General features: G+C 47.5%; 28 protein-coding genes and 1 other annotated feature. Of the genes, 10 read left to right on the plus strand and 18 right to left on the minus strand.

Going from position 1 to position 23,504, the window contains the following annotated elements:
* Positions 1 to 9 precede the first annotated feature (9 nt).
* Entirely contained in the window at positions 10 to 1,146 is a 1,137-nt protein-coding gene (locus tag FJQ58_RS07695; protein ID WP_338016130.1) for a transglutaminase domain-containing protein, read from the minus strand.
* Between the two features lie 26 nt (positions 1,147 to 1,172).
* On the minus strand, positions 1,173 to 1,622 hold the full coding sequence (locus tag FJQ58_RS07700; RefSeq protein WP_139991944.1) for a hypothetical protein: 450 nt from the start codon (positions 1,620 to 1,622) through the stop codon (positions 1,173 to 1,175).
* A 161-nt stretch (positions 1,623 to 1,783) separates the two neighbouring features.
* Between FJQ58_RS07700 and FJQ58_RS07705 the strand changes: the two genes are divergently transcribed.
* Together FJQ58_RS07705 and FJQ58_RS07710 are read left to right on the plus strand one after the other, a co-directional pair.
* Complete coding sequence (locus FJQ58_RS07705) at positions 1,784 to 2,947, plus strand: MFS transporter (protein ID WP_139991947.1); 1,164 nt, start codon at positions 1,784 to 1,786, stop codon at positions 2,945 to 2,947.
* Between the two features lie 389 nt (positions 2,948 to 3,336).
* Positions 3,337 to 3,708: a toprim domain-containing protein gene (locus FJQ58_RS07710; RefSeq protein ID WP_139991950.1), complete on the plus strand. Its 372-nt coding sequence runs from the start codon at positions 3,337 to 3,339 to the stop codon at positions 3,706 to 3,708.
* On the opposite strand, the gene FJQ58_RS07715 is transcribed toward FJQ58_RS07710, so the two are convergent.
* Together FJQ58_RS07715 and cyoE are read right to left on the minus strand one after the other, a co-directional pair.
* Positions 3,705 to 4,310 carry an SCO family protein gene (locus FJQ58_RS07715; RefSeq protein WP_139991954.1) on the minus strand — a complete coding sequence of 202 codons (606 nt, stop codon included), beginning with the start codon at positions 4,308 to 4,310 and terminating at the stop codon, positions 3,705 to 3,707. The genes FJQ58_RS07710 and FJQ58_RS07715 overlap by 4 nt on opposite strands.
* 25 nt (positions 4,311 to 4,335) lie before the next feature.
* Positions 4,336 to 5,214: a heme o synthase gene (gene cyoE / locus FJQ58_RS07720; protein ID WP_139991957.1), complete on the minus strand. Its 879-nt coding sequence runs from the start codon at positions 5,212 to 5,214 to the stop codon at positions 4,336 to 4,338.
* A gap of 240 nt (positions 5,215 to 5,454) precedes the next feature.
* Between cyoE and FJQ58_RS07725 the strand changes: the two genes are divergently transcribed.
* Together FJQ58_RS07725 and gerQ are read left to right on the plus strand one after the other, a co-directional pair.
* A complete protein-coding gene (locus tag FJQ58_RS07725; RefSeq protein ID WP_139991960.1) occupies positions 5,455 to 5,877 on the plus strand; it encodes a cell wall hydrolase in 423 nt (140 codons plus the stop codon).
* Between the two features lie 36 nt (positions 5,878 to 5,913).
* A complete protein-coding gene (gene gerQ / locus FJQ58_RS07730; protein ID WP_238403884.1) occupies positions 5,914 to 6,474 on the plus strand; it encodes a spore coat protein GerQ in 561 nt (186 codons plus the stop codon).
* Here gerQ and FJQ58_RS07735 read toward each other — a convergent pair.
* Positions 6,471 to 6,773, minus strand: coding sequence for a hypothetical protein (locus FJQ58_RS07735; protein WP_139991963.1), 303 nt, complete (start codon positions 6,771 to 6,773; stop codon positions 6,471 to 6,473). The two genes, gerQ and FJQ58_RS07735, sit on opposite strands and share 4 nt — an antisense overlap.
* A gap of 90 nt (positions 6,774 to 6,863) precedes the next feature.
* On the opposite strand from FJQ58_RS07735, the gene FJQ58_RS07740 reads away from it, so the two are divergent.
* Positions 6,864 to 7,850, plus strand: coding sequence for a metal-dependent hydrolase (locus FJQ58_RS07740; protein ID WP_139991966.1), 987 nt, complete (start codon positions 6,864 to 6,866; stop codon positions 7,848 to 7,850).
* 131 nt (positions 7,851 to 7,981) lie between these two features.
* Here the strand turns inward: FJQ58_RS07740 and FJQ58_RS07745 are convergent, their stop codons facing one another.
* Entirely contained in the window at positions 7,982 to 8,197 is a 216-nt protein-coding gene (locus tag FJQ58_RS07745) for an alpha/beta-type small acid-soluble spore protein (protein ID WP_139991969.1), read from the minus strand.
* A 133-nt stretch (positions 8,198 to 8,330) separates the two neighbouring features.
* Between FJQ58_RS07745 and FJQ58_RS32270 the strand changes: the two genes are divergently transcribed.
* Entirely contained in the window at positions 8,331 to 8,507 is a 177-nt protein-coding gene (locus FJQ58_RS32270; protein ID WP_162341377.1) for a DUF5325 family protein, read from the plus strand.
* 33 nt (positions 8,508 to 8,540) lie between these two features.
* Here the strand turns inward: FJQ58_RS32270 and trpS are convergent, their stop codons facing one another.
* The gene (trpS, locus tag FJQ58_RS07750; RefSeq protein ID WP_139991972.1) at positions 8,541 to 9,530 is read right to left on the minus strand and encodes a tryptophan--tRNA ligase; all 990 of its coding nucleotides are present in this window, start codon (positions 9,528 to 9,530) and stop codon (positions 8,541 to 8,543) included.
* 73 nt (positions 9,531 to 9,603) lie between these two features.
* Positions 9,604 to 9,861, minus strand: a binding site (T-box leader).
* Positions 9,862 to 10,039: 178 nt separating this feature from the next.
* On the opposite strand from trpS, the gene FJQ58_RS07755 reads away from it, so the two are divergent.
* Together FJQ58_RS07755 and FJQ58_RS07760 are read left to right on the plus strand one after the other, a co-directional pair.
* Positions 10,040 to 11,002, plus strand: coding sequence for a permease (locus FJQ58_RS07755; RefSeq protein ID WP_238403885.1), 963 nt, complete (start codon positions 10,040 to 10,042; stop codon positions 11,000 to 11,002).
* Entirely contained in the window at positions 10,999 to 11,910 is a 912-nt protein-coding gene (locus FJQ58_RS07760) for a TIGR03943 family putative permease subunit (protein ID WP_139991978.1), read from the plus strand. Before FJQ58_RS07755 ends, FJQ58_RS07760 begins: the two co-directional genes overlap by 4 nt.
* A 51-nt stretch (positions 11,911 to 11,961) precedes the next feature.
* On the opposite strand, the gene FJQ58_RS07765 is transcribed toward FJQ58_RS07760, so the two are convergent.
* Positions 11,962 to 12,366 carry an O-methyltransferase gene (locus FJQ58_RS07765; protein ID WP_139991981.1) on the minus strand — a complete coding sequence of 135 codons (405 nt, stop codon included), beginning with the start codon at positions 12,364 to 12,366 and terminating at the stop codon, positions 11,962 to 11,964.
* A gap of 514 nt (positions 12,367 to 12,880) precedes the next feature.
* Between FJQ58_RS07765 and FJQ58_RS07770 the strand changes: the two genes are divergently transcribed.
* Positions 12,881 to 14,146 carry a methyl-accepting chemotaxis protein gene (locus FJQ58_RS07770; protein ID WP_139991984.1) on the plus strand — a complete coding sequence of 422 codons (1,266 nt, stop codon included), beginning with the start codon at positions 12,881 to 12,883 and terminating at the stop codon, positions 14,144 to 14,146.
* Positions 14,147 to 14,220: 74 nt separating this feature from the next.
* On the opposite strand, the gene FJQ58_RS07775 is transcribed toward FJQ58_RS07770, so the two are convergent.
* Positions 14,221 to 15,036: a hypothetical protein gene (locus tag FJQ58_RS07775; RefSeq protein WP_238403886.1), complete on the minus strand. Its 816-nt coding sequence runs from the start codon at positions 15,034 to 15,036 to the stop codon at positions 14,221 to 14,223.
* A 76-nt stretch (positions 15,037 to 15,112) separates the two neighbouring features.
* Positions 15,113 to 16,006, minus strand: coding sequence for a fumarylacetoacetate hydrolase family protein (locus FJQ58_RS07780; protein ID WP_139991987.1), 894 nt, complete (start codon positions 16,004 to 16,006; stop codon positions 15,113 to 15,115).
* Between the two features lie 150 nt (positions 16,007 to 16,156).
* Between FJQ58_RS07780 and FJQ58_RS07785 the strand changes: the two genes are divergently transcribed.
* A complete protein-coding gene (locus FJQ58_RS07785) occupies positions 16,157 to 16,981 on the plus strand; it encodes a polysaccharide deacetylase family protein (protein ID WP_139991990.1) in 825 nt (274 codons plus the stop codon).
* A gap of 65 nt (positions 16,982 to 17,046) precedes the next feature.
* Here FJQ58_RS07785 and FJQ58_RS07790 read toward each other — a convergent pair whose 3' ends face one another.
* The 8 genes from FJQ58_RS07790 to FJQ58_RS07825 all read right to left on the minus strand — a co-directional run bounded on the left by FJQ58_RS07790 (position 17,047) and on the right by FJQ58_RS07825 (position 23,498).
* Entirely contained in the window at positions 17,047 to 17,691 is a 645-nt protein-coding gene (locus FJQ58_RS07790) for a 3D domain-containing protein (protein WP_139991994.1), read from the minus strand.
* A gap of 126 nt (positions 17,692 to 17,817) precedes the next feature.
* On the minus strand, positions 17,818 to 18,612 hold the full coding sequence (locus tag FJQ58_RS07795; protein WP_139991997.1) for a CAP domain-containing protein: 795 nt from the start codon (positions 18,610 to 18,612) through the stop codon (positions 17,818 to 17,820).
* Positions 18,613 to 18,845: 233 nt separating this feature from the next.
* Positions 18,846 to 19,532 (minus strand): peptidoglycan recognition protein family protein, encoded by a 687-nt coding sequence (locus tag FJQ58_RS07800; RefSeq protein ID WP_139992000.1) that lies wholly within the window; start codon positions 19,530 to 19,532, stop codon positions 18,846 to 18,848.
* A 145-nt stretch (positions 19,533 to 19,677) separates the two neighbouring features.
* Positions 19,678 to 20,574: a DUF4097 family beta strand repeat-containing protein gene (locus FJQ58_RS07805; RefSeq protein ID WP_139992003.1), complete on the minus strand. Its 897-nt coding sequence runs from the start codon at positions 20,572 to 20,574 to the stop codon at positions 19,678 to 19,680.
* Positions 20,571 to 21,128, minus strand: coding sequence for an HAAS signaling domain-containing protein (locus FJQ58_RS07810; RefSeq protein ID WP_139992006.1), 558 nt, complete (start codon positions 21,126 to 21,128; stop codon positions 20,571 to 20,573). The genes FJQ58_RS07805 and FJQ58_RS07810 overlap by 4 nt, the downstream gene beginning before the upstream one ends.
* Positions 21,125 to 21,445 carry a PadR family transcriptional regulator gene (locus tag FJQ58_RS07815; protein WP_139992009.1) on the minus strand — a complete coding sequence of 107 codons (321 nt, stop codon included), beginning with the start codon at positions 21,443 to 21,445 and terminating at the stop codon, positions 21,125 to 21,127. The genes FJQ58_RS07810 and FJQ58_RS07815 overlap by 4 nt, the downstream gene beginning before the upstream one ends.
* Positions 21,446 to 21,659: 214 nt before the next feature.
* Positions 21,660 to 22,679: a Gfo/Idh/MocA family protein gene (locus tag FJQ58_RS07820; RefSeq protein ID WP_139992012.1), complete on the minus strand. Its 1,020-nt coding sequence runs from the start codon at positions 22,677 to 22,679 to the stop codon at positions 21,660 to 21,662.
* A 48-nt stretch (positions 22,680 to 22,727) separates the two neighbouring features.
* The gene (locus tag FJQ58_RS07825) at positions 22,728 to 23,498 is read right to left on the minus strand and encodes a sugar phosphate isomerase/epimerase family protein (protein ID WP_139992015.1); all 771 of its coding nucleotides are present in this window, start codon (positions 23,496 to 23,498) and stop codon (positions 22,728 to 22,730) included.
* Positions 23,499 to 23,504: the final 6 nt, after the last annotated feature.

Consider the following 23,504-nt stretch of genomic DNA (forward strand, 5'->3'; position numbering starts at 1 on the left):
TTGCTTTGCTTAAGCCTCGCGTATATGCGTGTCGTCAAAAGCAGGCGGATTAAACCAGTCCCCTGCATTGGCCCAAGTGGCATCTAGCGGAATCCAGCCTGCTTCGCCTTCGCCAATCTGCACCTCGTTCCAAGCATGCGGACCAAAGCCCCCGCGGCCATCCGCTCCCATTCCTGTCACGACCCGCACCTCTAGACCTGCTGACCTTGCCATGACGGCATATAAACGCGCTATATCGATACATACGCCTATTCGCGTCTCAAATGTTTCGGGCGGTGTCTGTTCCTTCCAAATGCCCTGCTCCTCGTAATTGCGAGCTTTGTCATAATCGTAAGCAATTCTGGTGCCAAGCCAATCGTAAAGGCTGCGTGCCTTCTCTTCTTTCGTTTGCGCATCCTTAGTGACATAAAGTGCCGCCTGCTCGATTTCCGCAGGAATGGCGTAATCGATAATCTCATACTTGCGTTGTAAAATTTGCTTAAACTGCGATTCAACCGCTTTGGTAAGCACAGGACCTTGCCCTGCCAGAACGTCACCCGCAACCGGGGTCAGCCATTCAGCAGCTTGAGAATAAACCTGTGATTCAGATATTTTGTCGACAAACCAGCCGTTTGGCATCAAGGACACGTAAACGAACAACAAAGCAACGAATATAAAGGATCGCCCCGCGCCATGCGCAGCGCCAATGACAGCTCCCACAACGCGGCTTGCGCTTCTCTTTCCTCTTAAGCCGTCCACAGGCTCTTCCCTGCCGCTGCGAAGCACGCCTTCCACAGAGCGCCCGATAAAGGGCTCAATGAAAGCCGCCAATACACGCAGCAGCAAATAGCCAAGAATAAATAGAACGGCGTAACGAAGCAATGCAAAATCACGTAGGCTTGTAAGCAGCGTATACCACGCTTGCTCCAGGCTGCTAAGCTCTTCGAGCGGCACCTTTACGCGGACGGTGAGCCACTTGGCCAACATCGGCGATAATTTATTCGTAAGCTGCGCGGCCAGCACCAAACATAGGACAACGACAATGCCCTCCCATACAAAAAAGAAAAGACGCCTCGCAGATCCCGATGCGCCTCTTCTGATCCCCTGCACAAGAGAGCCAAGCAGCAAGAAAAGCACAATAACGGCAACAGGCTCCAACTTGCTCAATGGTTCAATCCAGCTTGTCATAACCGTTACCCGTTCTGCTTAGCTTTATCGATGAAGGTTTGTATCGTACTGTCAATCTCCCACTTGCCGAGCTGGGTGCCGCGAAATGAAACCGCAACTTCGTTCACGCCAGGCTCTCCGGAGAGCTCTACATTTTTGGTTTTGACGGTAAAGGTTCCGTCTCCGTTATTGACGAACGTGGCATCCTTCGCCTCGCCGACCATCGCATTAATGGCTTCTTGCTTGACGGTATCCGCTACCTTCGTCCCGATCTCTTTCAAGTCATCCATACTGTAGCCGCTGTATACGACAAGGCCCAGTACGATCGCTGCTACGAGCGCCCATTTCAGAACGGTCTTCACAATGCGCACAACAATGAGCAGAACGATAAGCGCGATAACGAGCACAAGCCAGTGTTCCTTGAAAAAAGCTGTCCATGTGTCCAAATCATAGGTCGAAAAATTCAAAAAGTCCAAACGCGATCCCCTCCATTATACCTCGTACACTTTCCCATTACAAAATATTATAACCTACGAAATTTAGGGCGTAAACGCTTGCTTCCTTTTTATCCAGACATATCCTGTCCCATTTAAACGTACAAGTATATAAGTATTGTAATTGCAAGGAGGGCAGCCCTGTGAAAACCGCGGTTTGGCTTTATTTATTTTTGTTTGTCGCCTTTTTCGATTTGCATGCGCAATACCCAATTTTAACGCCCTTTGCTATCTCATTAGGAGCGGCCCCTTCCTTTATCGGACTGATGATGGGCATGTACTCCATTACTCATTTGCCGGGCAATCTGATCGCAGGCTTTGGCGTTGACCGCTATGGCAGCCGATTTTTCATTGTATTCAGCCTCATGGCGGCAGGGGTCGTACTCTTATTCCAGTCCCATGTAACCAATCCATGGCAACTGCTGCTGCTGCGTTCCATCAGCGGCTTCGTGCTGGCTTTTCTATCGCCGGCCTGCCTTTCCTTGCTTGCCAAAATGACAACCGACCGCGCCGAGCAAGGTAAGCTCATGGCTGGCAACGGTCTTGTCCATACCCTAGCTTCTGTAGTATCGCCAGCTGCCGGTGCATATTTAGTAGCCAAAATCGGATTCACAACCGCCTTTACGCTGCTTGGCTGGATTCTGATCGTAACTTCGGTCTGCGCGCTCTTTTTTATAAGGGATATCAAGCTGAACGCCGAACCGAACCCGGCTCCTGCCGGGCAAGCAAAAAGCAAACCAAAGCTGCCGCTCGAGCAGCCTGTTCCGATTCCTTGGCTCGTGTTCCTGCTGCCGGTTGCTCTGAGCTGCGCACAAGGCATTCTATCCTTCGAGCTGCCGCTGCTTGCCAAGACGCAGGAAGCCATGATGACAACGGGGCTGCTTTTCTCCGTGGTAAGCATAGGAGCGCTAGTGACGCTAAGCATGCTTTTCTTAAACCGCGTATCCGCTTATCAGCGAACCTTATGGGGCTCCCTTATTTTAGCGATCATCTATTTTGGCATTGCATCGCAGGTTCCGTTGCCGCTTATGGTCATGCTGCTTTTTGTCGGGATGGCCAAAGGCGTCATCCTTCCTGCCTTATCCACCTTGCTCATCGAGCTTAGTGGAGGCGCTAGATATGGCCGGACTTTCTCCGTCTTGTCCATCGCCTTTTCCGTAGGCGCGTTTATCGGTCCGATGGCTGCCGGCCAAATTCGAGAGCATGTATCTCCTTATTATATCGCCTTTGTCGCACTCATGATCGCGGTTACCCTGCTTCCTTTGCATATTTCGCGCAACCATTCGTCCCGCACCCATTTTTCATGAAATGGGTAAGAGCACAGGGCTAATTCCCCTCCGCTACATAGACTGCATTATGGCAAATGACTAGCCAAGACAGCACGATCCTGCTGATGGCTCAGCACTCTTTTGCAAAAGAAAAGGGGTGAATCCAAACATGTCTGGAAATGTAGCTTCCGTAAATCAAGGTTGCGGGCACAACGGCCACCATCACAATAACATTGGCATTATTCTAGTCTTGTTTATCCTGCTCGTGATTATCGCGTGCACTTGCTTGTACTAATCGATAACGGCCTGCCTCGCGCAGGCCGTTTTTTCCCATTGCACAGAGTCTCGGTAAAAACCGAAATAGGTGGTACACTATACTTAAATGCAAGGCCCTTTATTCTAATTCATTCGTACCCGAGGTGATGGCCATGGATATCGCCATAATTGTAGAAGGAAAAAACGATAAATCGAGGCTTAGGCGCGTGCTTCATGAGGAGATTCCAATCTATTGCACATTCGGTACTCCTGGCTCGGAGCAGCTGGACAAGCTTCGCAAGCAAGTTGGGCATCATCAAGCCTATATCTTTACTGACAACGATTCATCAGGCAAAAGAATTCGTTATTTGCTGCGCGACGTTTTTCCTGACGCCGAGCATATTTATACCCGCAGAGGTTATTCCGGCGTTGAGCACACGCCAGAAGAATATTTAATTGAACAATTAGAAAAGGCGGGCCTCGACGCGCATATTAACTATGCTGCGCAGAGCCCCGCCTCCATATGGAGCAAAGATGAGTTCTAAATAATTTTGTTCAATTCGGCTAAAATCTCGTCTGCCGTCAGCTCTTCCTTGCTTCCGTTGATCCATTTGCGAATTTGGCCGTCTTTGTCGACGATGGTAATCACGTTCATATGGGTATAGGAACCATCATCTTCTTTCCGTACGGCTACGCCAAAATCCTTAGCGAGCTGAAGCGTGCTCGTTTCTTCCCCGCGGAGAAAGCGCCAGCCGTTCAAGGCCGCAAAGTTGCGCTCTGCAAAGGCACGGATAACCTCCGGCGTGTCACGCGTCGGATCGAAGGTAATAGAGATCAGCTCCGCCTTCGTTCCTAGCTTCCCTTGCGCTTCGAGCTTCTCCTGTACCTGCGAGAGCAAGAAGGTCGTTGGCGGGCATACGTCCGGACAATTGGCAAAGTAGAAATACACGATCCGAGCTTTGCCGTTGGTTGATTCAAGTGACACCGGCTGACCGTCAATATCGGTCATCTCGAAGGCTGGCGCAGCCATTTCGATTGGCAGCGTCTGCTTCGGCGCCATGCCGTAAGTAATAAATAAATAAATGCCCATAGCTGCGCAAAGCGCAAGTACCGCTATCTTGAAGCTATGCTTCTTCACAAACGCCACGTAAGTCACTCCCCAAAATTATCGCTTAAGAGCCTGTCGTATTCAAAATCATGACTAAAAAGATAACCATCAAATAATTTACCGAAATAAGAAAATTGGTTTTTGCCCATTTTTCCGTGTCCTTGGCGCCTGTCCCACGCAGCGTATGTACAAGCCATACAAGCCCGCCAACAATCGAGATAATTAAGAAATAAATGCCTACATAGCCATACGTGTAAAAGAATATCCCTGTTGGCAGAAGCAGCAGGATATAAGGGATCATTTGCAGCTTCGTCCGTTTAATTCCTTTAACGACAGGCAATAATGGGAAGCCTGCCTCGCGGTATTCCTCTACTCTGCGAATCGCCAGCGACCAGAAATGGGCCGGCTGCCATAAGAACAATAGGGCAAACAAGATCCAAGCACCTGCATCAACTTCGTTCGTCACGGCACAGTAACCGATAACCGGCGGCATCGCCCCGGAAATTCCCCCTACCGATGTGCTCCAAGTCGATGTACGTTTCAACCACATCGTATAAATAACAATGTATACGAACCATCCGAGCAAGCCAAGCCAGCCCGATAGCGGATTGACAAGCAGAAACAAAATAAGCAAACCAACGATTCCCAAAATAATGCCGTATGCCAATACGGTGCCCGGCTGCATGCGGCCGGTAGGCAAAGCACGGTCTTTCGTCCGCTCCATCTTCAAATCGAGCTCACGGTCCCAATAATTATTAATGACGGTAGCGGAGGCAATCGTTAAGGTTGATCCAAGCAGCGCCCAAAGGAGCAGCATGAAGTCAACGTTCCATTTAGAAGCGACCAAAAAACCACCTAGTGCAGCAAACACATTAAGTCGAAGTAGCCGCGGTTTTGTCAATGCAATTAAGTCTTTCAGCACGAAGCGAGCCTCCCGAGTTATGCGACAAGACGCCTGATGCGTCTATCATCCATTGATGAATCGTTCTTAATCATACCGAAAAAAGGTTGCGATGACAACGTTCGACGGCTTTGTTCATCATTTTGCCACGCAAATTGTGACAAATCATTTAGTAACCAATTGACTGGGCGCCGAGTACACTGACTATGTAGATTGATGCCCAGATGAATCAGCGCATCAAACCTCTCATACGTATGCGAAGGGAAGTGACCCATCCAGTCTATGGCAGTCATTAAAACCAACTCCGAGGATACAAAAATGCTGGCCCGTCTAATGCGTGCCGAAGCTGAGGGCGAAGGTGAGCTCGGAATGCTGATGGTTGGCAATGTCGGCGTGAACCGCGTCCGCGGCAATTGCCTGGACTTCAGAAATATCCGCTCCATACCGGATATGGTGTACCAAAGCCCTGGCGGGTTCGAGGCAATAACCAAAGGTTATTTCTATCAGAGCGCACGGGACAAAGATATCCGATTAGCCCAAAGGATTATAAATGGAGAGCGCCAGCATCCTGCTTCCAATGCTCTTTGGTTTTTCCGTCCGGCAGGCGACTGCCCCGACACTTGGTATGACCAGTCCAACAGCGGTAGATACAAGGCTCATTGCTTCTTCATTCCAACGCCTGAGGATTGCCCCTCCGTCTATTAAAATCATTTCTAATGTGTGAAAGCGAGGAATTTTAACATGTCTAACGGTTATGGTTACAAAAATCAGGTAAGTCCCGCGAATACAGGTCCAACCCAAGGCTACGGCCACTATGGTTATCCAATGGGCATGCAGCAGCAGCCAATGGCTATGCAGCAACCAATGGCCATGCAGCAAGCCACCACATTCCCTGCTTTCCAGGCGCAAGCTCCACAAATGTCGCCGCCTATGGTTCCGAGCGGTTCATTTATTACGCCATCAGGGGGCAATATCGTTACGCTGCCCGCCGTTGAGGAATCCTATGTAGAAAACATATTGCGTCTTAATCGCGGCAAGATGGCGACTTTCTACATGACATATGAAAACAACCGTGAGTGGAACGCTAAAATTTTCAAAGGCATTATTGAGGCTGCCGGTCGCGATCATATCATCATCAGCGATCCTTCGACAGGTATGCGTTACTTACTTTTAACGCTCAATCTTGATTACGTGACCTTCGATGAGCCAATCGCTTATGAATATCCGTTTCAAGGCGGCGTCGTAAGCTCATCAACGCCACTTGGAACGGCAACCCTGGGCACAGTCAATTCTAGCCGTTAATTCCCCTTGGCTGCGCCAGGATGCACCGGTTTAAAGGTCCAGATATGCATCTTAGCCGCTCCTCCCTCGATCCATTCCGATATGCGATACCAAGAAGAACGCTCCCCGCAGCGTTCTTCTTTTATTTGCTCCGCTTCCTCGGCCGTTGCAGCGTTCCACACCTCCACGAACAAGCCTGGCTGATCTGTTCCTTCATATAAATAGAGGTTAGTCATGCCCTTGAGCAGATCACCCGTGTAGGCCAAATATTGCTCCCGCATTTGCGGCATGATACGATATTCTGCAAAACAAATATACATTTCCCTTCAGTCTCCTTTGGCTGGTATTGATAAAGTTCCCTTTCTCCGTCGATACTAAACGTGATCATTATGAATACAGGAGGAATGGACTTGGATACTGGCACACATCTTGTCATGGGCATTGGCCTCGCCGGTCTTGCAGCCGTCGATCCCGTCGTTGCAGCAGATACATCGATTCATACCGCGGTATTGCTCGGTACAGTAATCGGATCGCAGGCTCCAGACTTGGACGGGCTGCTGCGATTAAAAGGGAACGCCGTTTACATTCGCAATCATCGCGGAATTTCCCATTCGCTTCCTGCCATTGCGATTTGGACTTTATTAATAACCGGCATTCTGCAGCTCTTTTACCGCGGTTCCTTGCCATGGCTCCATATCGGAGGCTGGGTGCTGCTTGCCGTTTGCGTCCACGTGTTTACGGATTTATTTAATACGTATGGCACGCAAGCGATGAGGCCTTTCACGGAAAAGTGGATTTCATGGAATATCATCCATATTTTTGATCCCATTATTTTCACTGCACATGTCATAGCTATTTTACTGTGGGCAGGCGGCTTCGTAAATCCTGCATTTCTTTTTCCTCTCATGTATTTGTTCCTCGCCATCTATTTCGTATGGCGAACATTGACGGCCAGAAGCACCGTCCAGAGAATGAAGAAGCTTGATGACGAATATGAAGAGGGCGATGTTTACATCGCAATTCCAACGATCTCCTTGTCTGTATGGAATATTGTGAAGCAAGCAAAAAGCGGCGGCTTCGTCATTGGCAATTTGCGCGGCAGCTCTTTAAAATGGCTGGACAGAGTCCAGTGCTCTGAGCATCCGGCCGTAGCCAAATCCAAAAACGATCCCGCGATCCGCTCCTTTTTATATTTTACAAGCTTCGCTTGCGCCGACGTTCGGGAGCATCATTGGGGCTTTGAAGTCAGATGGTGCGACGTGCGGTATCGTCACCGCAAGCAATATCCGTTCGTAGGCGTGCTTCTTATGAATAAGAAATACGAGACCATCGGTTCCTATGTTGGCTGGTTAAGCGACGAGCGTTTGATGAAGAGACTTCGCATGGATACTTATTGATATTGACGCGGGAAAGCCCTTGGCGCAAAATAGAGGGGGCTTTCTTTTTTTTGAGCGTTGAACGTGCTTAAACAGCAAAGAAGCCCAAGGCATGCCTTGGGCTTCAATTCTTCATTGTGTATTAGTAGCAATTAGCGGTTGCCGCCAGAAAGCTGTTGTTCAGCAATTTGGACTAGCTTTTTCGTAATGTAGCCACCTAGGGAGCCTGCATCGCGAGTTGAAACGTTACCGTAGTAACCATCTTGAGGAATTTGCACGCCCAGCTCTTGTGCTGCCTCAAGTTTCATTTGTTGTAGTGCTTGGTTTGCTTGTGGTACAACGAGTTGATTGCTTCTGCTTCCTGCCATAATGTATTGCTCCTTTCGTCCTCTGCACTTTGATGTGTGTTGCAAGCTTGCAAGCTTATTATGTGCACTGTCACAGAAACTATTCTTAAATCTAAAAAAATATATTGACGATTTGTGAAGGAGAGAAAATACCGTGTCCAAACCGCTTTCTTTGTTCTTTTCTGTGCTAGCCATTCTCTTTATGAGCGCGATGGCTGTCTCCATTAGTTATAGTGGCTGGCTGGTATTGTTATTCGGTTCGCTTAGCCTTTTCACCATTGGAGCAGGCTTCATCGTGAAGGCGCGCCTGCGCAGAAAGAAACAAGGCTGACGCAAGCGCCAGCCTTGTTTTTTCCTCGATCCATTATGCTCGGGGCGCAAGAAAGCCCATAAGCTCTTTCACTTCTGCAAGCGTACGATCTGCAATAACAGAAGCACGCTCAGCCCCTTGTTTCAATATCTGATGAATCTCGCCCGAGCTGCGAATCTCATGATACCTAGCCTGCAATGGCTCGATCACAGAAACAACATGCTCTGCTAGCTCCTTTTTGAACGGCCCGTAGCCTTGCCCCTCATAACGAGCCTCAATTTCTTCAATACTCATATTGGCACAATGCGAATAGATGCTGATTAGATTGCTAACTTCCGGTTTGTTCGCAGGGTCATATTTTACTTCACGCCCGGAATCGGTCGTCGCCCGGCTGATTTTTTTGCGGATAACGTCCGGTGGATCAAGCAAAGCAATAAAGCTGCCTGCGTTCGGATTGCTTTTGCTCATTTTCTTGCTGGCATCGTCGAGAGACATCACTCTGGCGCCAACCTTCGGAATATATGGCTCCGGAAGCGTGAAGTAGTTGCCGAATCTTGTATTAAAGCGGTGCGCCAGATCGCGAGTCAGCTCCAAATGCTGCTTCTGGTCGTCGCCCACAGGCACGAGGTCTGCATTATAGACCAAAATATCGGCGGCCATGAGCGTTGGATAAACGAATAAGCCCGCGCCAACCGAATCTTTGCCTGACGATTTATCTTTGAACTGCGTCATTCTCTCTAGCTCGCCCATATTGGCAAGCGTCGTAAACAACCAGCCAAGTTCTGCATGGGCCCTCACATGGGATTGAACGAATACATTGGCTTTCAGCGGATCAATGCCCGCAGCAATAAACAAAGCGGCTACCGCCTCCGTCTGTTCTCTCAGCGCTGCTGGCTCCTGAGGAACCGAGATCGCATGAAGATCCACAACCATAAAGAAACATTCCTCCGTATGCTGCAGCTTTACGAAGTTTCGCATGGCTCCGATATAGTTTCCGAGTGTAAGCTGCCCGCTTGGCTGAATGCCGGAAAGTACTTTTTTCATCTTAATTCTACCCCTTTTCATCATCAATTTCTGGACTGGCCAGCTTATCAAAAAACGCAAAAAATCCCCCGCCGCAAGGGACGAGGGACCGTGGTGCCACCCTAATTCGCTTATGGAACGCTTGTTATACAAAAGCGCTTGTTCATCCATAAGCCTTGATGCTCCGTAACGGGGAGCTGCCGTACAAACATATAAAGGAGGCTATTGCCGTCCGTTTCCGCATGTAGGCTCCGGGCCCCATTCAGCATCGTTGCTTGCGCCGGTTCGCACCCTCCACCGGCTCTCTGCACGCAAAACAATCGAGCTTACTTATTCCCATCATTGCATTTAAAACGATTATACCTTTGTGAATCATAAAGTCAAGCGGATAAAAAATTGTCCTATTGTAAGGCGTACGAGCATACGCTATACTGATAATCGTAATCCTTACAATGAAGAGAGGATATTACACTATGCTCAAATTTTTATTTCGCTTCGGCACTCCCCTAATCGGGGCAGGATGTCTAGTTATGCTGGCTCTTATCTTAACGAACCGAGAACTGCCCGCGCATCTTTTCAGCAGTGCCAATTTGCAATCGTTCAAGATATTGTTCATAAGCATTATATTGGAGGCTTTCCCCTTTATTTTGCTTGGTGTCGTTTTTTCCGCTTTGCTTCAGGTGTTTGTCACCGATGCTATGATAAAAAAATTCACCCCCAAAAATCCCATTGCCGGCGTGCTATTCGGCGCCTTGCTTGGGCTGCTTTTTCCTTTATGCGAGTGCGGCATGATCCCGGTCGTCCGCCGCCTCATCCGCAAAGGAATGCCTGCCTACATAGGTATCGTTTATTTATTGGCCGGTCCCATCGTCAACCCTATCGTTTACGCGTCGACGTTCACAGCCTTCCGGACGACACCGACCATGGCTTACTCCAGAATGGGACTAGCTTTTGCCGTTTCGGTCATTGTCGGTTTGCTTTTATACAAGTTCATGCGCAGGAGCCCTCTTAAATCAGTGACCCCTGCAAGCTTTGCCCCTCACGGGCATTCGCATAGCCATGATCACGATTCGGCTGGCAAAGGCTTCCGGGGCCGTATCGCTTCGATTCTCTCTCATGCTTCGGACGAGTTTTTCGAAATGGGCAAGTATTTAATATTCGGCGCTCTTCTGACAGCCGTGCTTCAGACCGTCATTGACCGCAGCACCCTGACTGCTTTTGCTGATCAGCCCTTATTTTCCTATTTGTTTATGATGGGTTTTGCTTTTATATTATCGATCTGCTCAACATCCGATGCTTTTATTGCATCGTCATTCAGCGGGATGTTCGATTTCGGTCCGCTGCTTGCTTTCCTCGTGTTCGGGCCAATGATCGATCTCAAAAACACGCTCATGCTGCTGACTACGTTTCGTGTTAAGTTCGTATTAATCCTTATTGCTTTAACCGCAGGCCTGACCTTGGTTGGCGCCTGGATCATGGAGGTATTGCTATGACACATCATCTCATTCGAGCAGCCATCTTGACCGGATTTGCCATGTTTATCGTATACCTTGACCGGACTGGAGAAATGATGCTTTATATTGCGCCCAGGATGGAGCTTTATGTTAAGCTCTCGGCAATAGGGCTATATGCCGCTGCCATTTACCAAGTCTACGCTGCTTTGCAAAAACGGCTCGGCCATGCTAACCCGGCATGTGATTGCGCACAGGAACCCTCGCCATCGATCTTCAAGAACATCATCATTTATGGGCTGTTTGTGTTTCCTTTACTGCTTGGGTTTCTCGTTCCCACAGGAACGCTTGGCAGCGCGCTCGCCTCCAAAAAAGGCGTTAGCCTAACGGGGATCAGCGGATACGAACGAACTTCCGCTCCAAACCCGCTTGCCCCAATCGGTGTAACTTCAGCAGAGGCGTCTCCTGCACCTGCCCAGCAGCCCAATGCGACCGCCACGGATTCTTTGGCATTACTATTTCCATATGACGAATATACGGAAGCCCATGCGGCATACGGGAAGAAGCTGTACGCGCAATCGCTTATCTCCGTTCCCGAGAAACAATTTATCGAGACCTTAACAACGCTTGACCTGTACCGCGAGGCATTTATGGGCAAAGAAATTGAACTGACTGGTTTTGTCTATCGCGAAGAAGACATGGGGCGCGAGCGCCTCGCCGTTAGCCGATTCGCGATGAACTGCTGCTCTGCGGATGCGCTTCCCTACGGCTTGATGATTATTTGGCCAAAAGCGAATGATTACGCCAAAGATGAATGGATCTCTGTGAGAGGATTCTTGACCACTTCCACTTACATGGGCAATGAGATCATCACGTTGGAGGCCATCAAACTCGAACGCATTAAAGCTCCTGAATCCCCTTACGTGTATCCCGACCTCGATTTTGGCTGATCGTCAAAGGAGGAGCTGGCACCAAGTGCCAGCTCCTCCTTTGCTCTATGTCTATTGTGAATCCCATAAATCATTTTTTCTCGGATAATAGCGTGAGTTCCAGTTGGCCATATTGTAATTCGACTCAAACAATATGCTTGCTGACCATGAATTGGCACTCGCCCTTACTGAGAAATCATAAAGAATTTCGCCATGCGTCCAATCCTTCCGATACCTCAGGGATTCGATCGCCATTTGCTTGAAGGCTTGTACCTGCGCTCCGGTCAATCCTTTATCCACGCTTTCAAACTTTCCGTTTTTGCTCTCAATCGGATGATGCCTGACTCCGAACTTCCCCACGGCATTATTTCTGATATGAATTAACACAGTGCCTGCTGTCGCATTAGTCAGTTCTCCCTCAAGCTGTCGAAACACAAATTCCACTTGCCTGGCAAGTGACGACGAATCCATTTGCATACTAATTATCCTCCTTTATGATTTTTTGGATATGAGTTTCCAATTAGACCTCAACGCATATTATATAGTTCATTTCTATCATTTTCAACAAATAAATTGATAATATTTTCAAATAATCATTATAATTCGACACAAAATTTATTTATTTTACTTTTTTTAACACAATTAAATAGAGACTTAGATTCCATTAAGCTGAAATTGAATCTTTTGTCGTAGGTTCGAACAACCCTATTTATAATCTACATCTTCATCTCCGAAGTCACGACTTTTGACATAGGTTTAAAGATAGATTCATTATCCAAATTTTTGTTACAGTAAATAAACAATATATAATCTCTTAACGGTAATGGTATCATTTTCTAATTATTGTTACACCGAAAAACGGTTTAGTATTTTCCGAAAAGCCGCTTGCGGTCCGTCATTTATATTTATTTTTTTATGAAACGACAATTATAGACCAATTTCGCGGCGGGTGCTATAATATGGATATTCTAATAAAAGGAGCGCTTACATAATGATCCAATGGTACTATTCGCTTTCCGTGCGCAATAAGCTGCTGATCACTTCTTATCTTAATTTAGCGGTGTTTGCCCTCATTATGCTTCTCATTTTATCCGTATCAGGTGGCTCGCTCATAGCTGGTATTATTGTTACAATCATTATGGCTATCCTTACTCTCCCATTTGTTTCATTTATTGAGAGATCCATCAATAACTCCTTTGATGAAGTGAAAGGAACGGCGCTTCGTATTTCCAAAGGCGATTTCACACAAAAAATTGATACAAGCTCATCGTCCGCACTAGGCGAGCTCGGACATTCCTTTAACAGCATGATCGATAAGCTTCGCGATATTCTAACGGAGACAAGCAGCATTATCCGTCATGTATCGGATACCAGTCACAGCATTTTTGACAAAAACAATAATATTCAGATTGCCATGCAGCAAGTAGCGGCGAGCGCCAATGAACTTGCGACGGGTGCGAATGAAATTTCCGAGGATGTCTCGGACATGAGCGAATCCATTACCGAGATCGAGGAGAAGGTATCAGACTACGCTACTTCCACCAAAGAAATGAATACGCGTTCGGAGCAAACTCTTCAGCTCGTTGACAAAGGTATGAAAGCACTGGACGTCCAAGCAGACGGCATGCGCCGCAACGTCGAGGCAACGGAGAAAGTTTCCGCTACGATCGAGGAGCTTGCCCGCAAGGCGAAAGGCATAAGCGCAATCACGACGACGATTTCGGATATAGCCGAGCAGACCAACCTTCTGTCACTGAACGCTTCCATTGAGGCAGCAAGGGCTGGCGAGCATGGCCGCGGCTTCGCGGTAGTCGCTCAGGAAGTGCGCAAGCTTGCAGAGGAATCCAGCGCCTCGACCAAAGAAGTGTTTAATTTAGTGAAAAGCATCGATGAAGGCATCAAACAAACGATCACTAACATGAAAACCAACGAAGAGGTTGTAAAGCTGCAAACGGAGCATATTAAAGAATCGGAAATGGTTTTCTCAGAAATCGTCCAAAGCGTACAATTTATTACGGACAAAATCTTTGTTTTCTCTCAGGAGAGCGATGTTATGCTTGAGAGCGCACGTAAAATTTCTGGAGCCATACAAAATATATCCGCCATTACTCAACAATCCGCTGCGGGTACCGAACAGGTGTCAGCATCCATGAACGAACAGATCGCTTCCGTTCAGGCCGTTGTAGAGGAAACGGAGCGGATGCGCACGATGGCCGCGCAATTGCTCAGAACCATTAGCGTTTTCAAAATGAAGTAAGCCATAGAATTAAAACAGACCACGCTCTCTCGCAGGAACAATGCGGAAAGAGGTGGTCTGTTTGTCGTTAGCGCTTATTTAGCTTGCTGCTCGGCTCTGTATTCTGTCCGCCTTTTGTCACGCTCAGCTTCTTTCAGCCGTGGGCAAGTAAAGCAGTAATAGCCTCCGTCAACCAAATAATACAGGCAGCAAGCTGCTTTCATCCGCACCTGTTTATCAGGGGATGCCAGTGACTCGGTCATACGGAGTTTGATGTTAAAAGGATTTTTGCTTCTGCCAAATATAGCACCGTCTATTGCTTTCACAATGCCGTAGTTTCTCGTTGCCTGCTCCTTAACCGACTCACATTCATCGGATTCCATCAACCTCTCATACCCGTATTCAAGCGAGGTGGGAATCTGGCTCCATAGCATGCCCACTTGCAAAGTGCCTACCTTCGCAATCGTCTCAAAAACCGGTCGCAACGTCTGCGAGATAAAGCTGCTGAGCTGCTCTTCCGCCCAGGCAGCCTGCTCTATCGGATCATCAGGTCCAGAATGAAGCTCCAAACGATTCAACAGAAAGTTAGTTGCATAATATTCACGGCCATTATAGGATGCTTTGTACAGTTGAACCGTTAGATTATTTAATGAAAGATCAGCTGTTTTATTCCAAGCAGATAACATATAAAGAAGTCCAAGAATTGGCCCTCTAAACCAGCCGGTCATATACACCTCTCCAACGGATGGATCCATCCCTTTGACAAGAGGAGTGTATAAATCTAATAACTGCTTCATTTTGATCTCATCGGTCAATTCAGCAGCTGGACAGCTAAACACAGGACTCTCTTGCTTTTTAACTGTTAGATCAAAATTATTTTCCAGCTTTTCCAGCATGGATTCATTCAGCACTTCGCACGTCCCCTCATTTCTACCCCTGTACAATTAATAACAATTGCATTAATTATACATTGGCCGACAATGATTATCAATGAGAGTCAACCATGGTGATCGTCAGCTCGCCAAGCAGCTCAATCTCTACCGTCACCACATCTCCTGCTTTCAAATAGACGCGCTCCTCCCTTGGATATCCGACTACTACGCCTTCTGGCGTTCCAGTCATAATGATATCGCCTGGCACAAGAGTCATGTGCTTGGAGATATAGCTGATAATGGCCCGACACGAGAATATCATATCCGCTGTATTGGAATGCTGTTTACGAATGCCATTGACACTGCAAGCAATTGTTAGAGCATCCGGATCGCTTACCTCATCGGCTGTTACGATGTAAGGTCCAATCGGCGCGAAGCCGTCGCAGCTTTTGCCAAGCATCCACTGCGAGGTGCGACGCTGCAGGTTCCGCGCAGATAAATCATTGGCACAGCTGTATCCAAAAACATAGTCTAGCGCGTCCGACTCCTCGACATCCTTAGCCGTTTTGCCTATAACGATCGTAAGCTCCGCTTCATAGTCGACCTCGTTGCTCGTATGCGGAAGCTTTACAGCATGGCCATGTCCGGTCAGCGCATTCGCGAATTTATTGAACAAGATGGGCGACGTTGGAATATCTGCCTTCGTTTCCTCTGCATGCTTGCGGTAATTTAGACCTACGCAGATGATTTTCTGCGGAGAGGAGAGAATAGGCGCAAAGGAAATTGCTTTCTCCTCCATCACGCAAGGATGACCTTGCGTAGAACTAATCTCTTTTGCGATCAAGCCCAGCTGGGCCAACGCCTCAGCTCCACCTTCGAGTATACCTTCCATCGTTGCTGGGACAGGCAAGCCCGTAGCCAGTGAGGCCGCTTCAACATCAATAATGCCCTGTTCCGTTTTGATGCCCAATTTCACTTGATTTTTTTCCTTATATTGCAGCAGCTTCATCTCATGCGCTCCTTTGAATGGGAATAAGAGAATAATGTTCTTTCATTATCTTAAGCTCGTCCTTTTTCAATGTAAAGCGCATGATTAGGCGCTGATTGGTTAAAATAGCGGCACAGAAATTTTATTATGAAGGATAAGGATGGATGTGGGATGTGGGATGCAACACGAAAAAAATGGCTGCCGATGATGAGCACCGCTTTATTGGGTATTTTACTGCTTAATGTGACCGCAGCTTCTGCTGCGGCTTCGTCCGGCACGCATACGCAAAGGCAAATTAAACCCGCAGCAGAAGCGAAAAAACAAAGAGCAGCCGATATGTCCTGGGTAAAGCTGCACAAGCAATTTCCAAATGCGTTCCTCCTGAATGGGCCTCGCCATGCCAGGAGAGTCGCTCTAACGTTCGATGATGCTCCCGACTCCAAATATACGCCTGCTATATTAGATGTGCTTGCCGAACATGATGTTTGCGCCACTTTTTTTGTTGTTGGAACACGTGCCGCCAAATATCCGGCAATGGTAAAGCGAATACATAACGAAGGGCATGTGATCGGCAACCATTCTTATAATCACGCCGTGTTGTCGACATTAACCTTAACTAATTACAAAAAACAAATTGGGAAAACCGATACCATTATTAAAAATATAATCGGTTACTCTCCTCATTTTATCCGGCCGCCCTATGGCGAAATGCTGCCGCAGCAGATCAGATGGAGCGAACAGGCTGGTTATACCATCGTCAATTGGGATGTTGATTCCGTGGATTGGAAAAACAACCCTAGCAGTGCCGCTGTTTTGAAAAACATAAAAAAAACGCTGCAGCCTGGCTCTATCGTCCTTCAGCACGCCGGCGGCGGAAACGGCCAAAACCTATCCGGCACGCTAAATGCTTTGCCAAAGCTGATCTACCTGCTTAAAAGCAAAGGGTATGAGCTCGTAACGCTGCCAGAGCTGGTTGGCCAGTCAGCCGCGCGATAAGCAGCTTGAACTAAAAAAACGTTAACTCGCTGCTTTGCGCGAATTAACGTTTTTTCAATAGAAGCCTATTCCAGAACGAATACTTTTACATTTTGAATGCCAAAGGACATCGCTTGGCTGGATACGCCTGGTACAAATATATCAATACGGTTGCCTTTGATCGAGCCGCCGATATCGGTTGCCGTTGCAACCATACCGCCTTGTGGCAATCCGTTATAGTCATAGCCGGTAACATAAAGCTTTGTTCCTAAAGGAATCATTTTGGGATCAACTGCAATTGTTCCTACTTTAAGCTTGTCCCCAAAATAGTCAACCGCGCCCCACTTGCCGTTCTCTGAAGCGGCAGAGGTATATGCCGTAGCTTGTACGATAAGCGCTTTTGAGTAAGCGTATTCTTTACCATTCATGGCAGTAACCGTTTTTGCGTCATCCGCTTCGGCTGCTTTTGCGGTAACCGTTTTTTGTACAGCAGATGCATCGGCTGCAGCAGTCGGAATCGTAAGCTTTAGGCCTTTATACAGGTTCAGTGGATCAATCTTTGAATTAGCTTTCATTAGTGTATCCAAGGGCACATTATATTGTTTAGATAAATTCCAAAATGTATCATTGTCTTTCGTTGTATGTGTTTGGGATGCCGCACTGACCGTTCCTGCTGCCATCATGACGGATAATCCGATAACTGCTGCAGCTACATTACGTTTTTTAAACATTAAGGTAAATCCTCCTATGCTATTCCGAAGTTTCACAACTTCGGCAGCGTTTTTGTCAAAAAAAATGGTTAAGGGCGACATGCGCCCTTAACGTTCGAGCTTCATCCAATCAATGAGTCACAGTGACTAGCCTGTAAATTCTTGAACCCACTCGCCATTCACGTAACCAACACCGATTTTCGTGAAGTTTTGGCTAAGAATGTTTGCGCGGTGACCTGCGCTGTTCATCCATGCAGTCATTACCTCTTGAGGTGTACGTTGACCCGAAGCAATGTTCTCGCCTGCATAGGAATAAGTGACACCGAATGAGCGCATCATATCAAATGGAGAGCCGTAAGTCGGCGAAGTATGGCTGAAATAGTTGTTATCGTCCATGTCTTTCGCTTTGGCAGTAGCTACTTTAGTTAGCAGCGCATCCGTCTTCAAAGCCGCGAGACCTGCTTTCGCACGCTCTTGGTTCACAAGTGTAACCACTTGGGATTGATACTCGCTCATCGATCCAGCATCCGTGCTGCCCGAGCCTGTGTTGCCTGTTGTTGAGCCATTGCCTGTGCTGCCTCCAGTACTAGGCTTTGTCGTAGTACCCGTACCCGTGCTTGGTTTCGTTACTGTACCAGAGCCTGTACCCGTGCTTGGTTTTGTTACCGTACCGGAACCCGTACCTGTGCTCGGATTCGTTGTACCTGTGTTGCCGCCTGTCGATGGAAATTGAATGGTTCCGCCGTTAAGCAGCTTACTAAGATCTATGCCATAACGATCTGCAATCTGTTGGATTGTATCTTGGCTAAGTGTAAAGGCTTGAATGTTGGAGTAGGTTTTCACAGCCGGTGCTGCACCTGCCGTTGGAGCCGTAAACCCTGTACCGATTACTGTTGCTGCGATTAGGCTGGCGACACCTACACGTATTGGTTGCATCTTCATGAATAATTCCTCCTAATAAGATAAGTTTTTTTATCCAAAGCGACTGACGACTGATGATCAATTCAGCAGCGTTTTCGTTTTGTTGGCGTGTCGTTCTTCCCGACGCCACTTATCTTACCATGGGGTTTTGGCCGTTTCATGACACAAAAACTGGTAAACTACTGAAAACAGCTAGCAAAACAGCACCGCTACTGCATTGTGAGAATATGCTCATCAACGGTTTTGCGCGAATATTAGAGTTGACCGCTGGCTTTTCGCAGTTCATTTGCCAAGCGGTGAATCTCATCGCGCTCTGCTTTGGTGGCCGCCGCGAACCATGCAGGAGACAGCCATTGGGCTATAATTTTGTTGGCATCGGTTGGACTCATCTCGACTTCCCTCCAATCGCGCACAAGCTCTAGAAAGGCCGGTTTACTTACGCCGCTTCCCGGACAGGTTTTGCCTGGGTTCATTTCGCGATGGAACTTGATCTGGCTCTCAGGAAGCTTCCACAGCGCAGCAATGCTGCTTGTCAGCTTAACGGCCGTAGCGAGCTGAGCTCCTTCAAGCTTCTCCGCCCCTACATCGAAATTACCGATCATCTCGAACATAAACGGATGGATCCGGTCATCATCCGAATCGTTATAGCCTACTGCCGAAGCAGGAGCTTGAAGCAGAGATCGGCCTTCCCAAATGTATCCGTCCGGATCAATGGTCGCGTGCTGGGCGATATCTCCCCAATTTTGCGTAATGGCATGAAACCTCCACATCGCTTGGATGATCTTAATCTTATCGGTTGCTTTGCGGTAATCCGCAATCGTCGGTTTCCAGGTCCCATGCACATGAACCTGCGAGAACTTGACCTTTGTCAGGTAAGGCTTGAGATACTCCATATATTCCGCGTAGGTGAATCTACGGAAGTTTTTGCGTTCAACAGCCATTTTGCATCGCTTCCTTTCGGGAAAACATCTCTTATAGCATATGCTGCGCGCTGAGAGCCGAAACGGCAGATATACAAAAAAGCAGGCTATGGAAATTTCCACAGCCCGCTTCTTCAACTTGTATAAACTTATATTTTTGCCCAGCTTATCGTTTGCCTAGCTTTATATTTCCGGTATCCGACTCCAATTCGATCTGGAGCTCTCCTCCGCCAATTACTCGTTTCACATTGTTTTTTGAATTACCGCTCTCCGACAAGCCCTCCCATTCGATTTGAGTTTTCCCGATCTCCTTATTAATTAGGATCGTTGCCGAAGTCGGTTGTTGATCAACGTTGATCGAAATATTGCCGGTATCCGTGCTAATCGCTATATCATTGTGCAGCTCCGCTGCATCCACGCGCACATTGCCCGTATCCGTCTCACCCTTTAGCCTTCCTGTTCCGTCTTCGAGCCTCACGTTACCCGTATTGGTTTCGAATTGAACCTCCGAAGCCGTATAATTAGATACTTTCAGGTCACCCGTATCGGATTTCAATGAGAGCTTTTTGGCTTCCAATTGCCCGATCGCAATGTTTCCGGTATCTGTTTCAAGCTCTAAGTTAGCTGCATTCAGCTTATCAATATTAATTTTTCCCGTGTCGCTTTCAGCTTGAAAGTTGTCCCATAGCTTCTCTGGCAGCTCAATGGTCAAATGCAAGTTTACGATGGATATGCCAAACGAAAAAAACTGGTTTCTGGTATTGCTTTTTATATAAAGGGAATCCCCTTTCGTTTCCGCAGTAAATACGATTTTATCCATCAGTTTCTTTGAAACATTGCCCTCCAGGCGCAGCTTTACTTTATTGGAGGTACCTTGCACATACGTTAGGTCAAAGGTGTCCGTTTCTGTGTAAATGGACTTTACAGCGGTCGCATCAATCGATTGTTCCTGCAAATACGGATCGCCTTTCAATTTAACGAAATCATTTTTATCAAAAACAAAGAAGGCACATATTACTCCAATGCCAAGCAATATAAGAGCAAAAGCAGCGAGCTTTTTCATTTATTATTCCCCCTGATGATTCTGGTATTGAATTTCAAATATTTTAAAGTCATTTTGTAGAAAGCACTTGTAAGGGCTCGCAAGCCGATCACCAGCAGGATCGTCAAGGCACTGAAAATTAAACCGATCGTGAGAGCCTGAGGAATCGTGAAGGTATCATTCAACCAGCTTTCAACAATGACCCCTACGCTTGCAATTCCCATAGCGACAGCAGAAGCCCAGAGCGCAAGCAGTACAGCAGCCAAGGCTAGATAAGGGCCAAGTATGAAAATCACATTGAATAATCCGAGGCTCACCGTCGAGAAGACGGCCTTGGAAAGCTTGCCGAAGCTGTTATTCGACTCGGCTTGGTTAACCCGGTATCCCAGCAGAAGCTCACTAGCGATGATTTTAGGGTCGCCTAGCTCACGAGCAGCATCCTCTTCGCTTTGTCCATTTTCAACCGCTTGCTGAAAGTGGATGTAATAATCATATAACCATTCCTTGCGCTGCGCTTCAGGGATCACCTTCAGCATGCCTTCCAGCTCCAGCATATACCGATCTCTTGTCGTCATGGCTTTAGTCCTTCCTCTACAATTTCATTTACGGCCTGGGTAAAGTTTTCCCACTCCGCAATCAAGTTTCTCATATGGTTCCAGCCATCCGGCGTCAAATGATAATATTTACGCGGCGGGCCTTCCGTCGATTCCTTCAAATAAGTCGAGAAATAACCGTCCTGCGTCAATCTGCTCAGCAGCGGATATACGCTGCCAACGGCTACCTCGAACTTCTCGGAAATTTTCACTGCCAGCTCGTAGCCGTAACGGTCGCCTCGCGTTGCCAGCACAAGCACGCATATTTCAAGTACGCCCTTTTTAAATTGGATGTTCATTCCTTGTCCTCCAGTAATGAAGTGAAATCTAGGCGGCTCGCATCCTGCGATATAAAGCATAGTTCACTATTCATCATTATAGTATAGCGGGGCATCGTGATTTGGTGTTTTTTACAATTTACCACATGCTATTCTATAATGCAAGATACTGTTCAAAAAAGAATACCTCCGATCGGACGAGGCAAGCTCGTTAATCGAAGGTATTGGGGTTTAATTAGTTAACTGAAATGAATTTGCCTGTCGCTTGCGATTCGAAAGCGCACAAGATGACTTTCAAGGAAGCACGGCCGTCTTCACCGCTTACCGCAGGCGTAGTGTTCGTTAGAATGCTTTCAAGGAAAGCATTAACAACACCGCTTGATTCTTGCTTGTCATTCGTGGAAATCGCGCCTACTTTATGTTTCTCTACCGTACCATTGCGAAGCTCAACGATTACTTGATCGTCATGATGCGTACCGATCTTCATTACGCCGTTCTCGCACCAAAGAATTGTGCTATTGTCTTCGCCTTTATAGTAAGTCCAGCTTGCTACAAGCGTGCCGATTGCGCCGCTCTTCATGCGAAGCAAGCAGGAAGCGTTATCGTCTACGTCAGTGTCCTTATCCAGCGTGCCTACAAAACCGGCTACTTCAGAAACCTCGTCATCGAGCATCCAACGGATCAAGTCGGATTTATGAACGCCCAAATCGCCCATTGCGCCCATAATGGCTTCTTTTTTACGGAAGAACCAGCTTTCTGCGCCATCGATGCTCCAGCCATCCGGTCCAGGGTGGCCAAAGGAAGTACGGAAAGTCAATACTTTACCAAGAACGCCTGATTGCAACACTTGCTTCGCTTTCACATGCGGAGGCATGAAGCGTTGGTTGTGGCCAACCATCAAATGTACGTTGTTTTTCTTAGCGGCTTCAATCATGGCTTCCGCTTCTTCGTCAGTTACAGCCATTGGTTTCTCAACCAGCACGTGAGCGCCAGCATTAGCTGCAGCAATAGACATAGGCGCATGCAATGCGTTTGGCGTACATACGCTTACTGCATCCGGCTTTATTTCTGCAAGCATCGTTTCGAAATCAGCAAACGCTTTGCCGCCATGCTCATTAGCATAATGCTCTGCACGCTCGATGATCGGGTCAACAAAGGCAACAAACTCTACATTTTCGTGGGCTGCATACTCTGGGATATGACGGTATTTCGAGATAGATCCGCAGCCAATCACTGCAACGCGTACTTTAGACATGTTATTTTTCCCCTACCTGTTCTGAATTAGAATATTTTTATTTTATGATTATTTGCTCAAAAAATTGCTTTTCATCCATTCCATGCTTTCAGCTACAGCCTCAAGCGGAGGGTTCGCGCAAGTGTCCTGCTCGACAATTAGCCACTCAACAGAAGCTTTCGAAGCAGCGTCGATAATATCCAGCAGCGGCAGATCGCCTCTACCCAGCTCAACCGTATCGATTTGCTCGCCTTTTACGCCTGCGCGGAAATCCTTCAAGTGAAGAAGCGGCAAACGGCCAGCATATTTCGCGATATAGGCAAGCGGATCTACGCCTGAATACTGCACCCAACCGATATCCATTTCAACCTGCAAATGCTGCGCATCAATACGCTCGTACATCGCATCAAATACGATTTGGCCATCAATTTCCACTTCGAATTCAAACTCATGGTTATGGTAAGCAAAAGTAATGCCCGCCTCGCGGAAACGCTTTCCATACTCTTCGAATTTCACGAGATGCCCGCGCCAAGCTTCCGTATCGCGCGCGTCAGCAGGCAACCATGGACAGATCGCATATTTCGCACCGATCGTCTGAAGGTAGGCAATTTCCTCGTCAAGCTGGCTCTCAAGGAGATGCAAGCCGATGTGGCTGCCGATTGCTTTCAGGTTCAGCTCTTGCAGCAAGTCGCGCATAGCTTCCGCTTTGATGTCGCCATATCCCGCAAATTCAACGCCTTCATAGCCCATTGCAGCAACCTTGCGAAGCGTGCCTTCAAAGTCCTGAGCCGTTGCATCGCGTACTGTGTACAACTGCAAACCTACGTTCATTCGTGTCATGTGAGC

This window comes from Paenibacillus paridis (genome assembly GCF_006345825.1).
Classification (GTDB): Bacteria; Bacillota; Bacilli; order Paenibacillales; family Paenibacillaceae; genus Pristimantibacillus; species Pristimantibacillus paridis.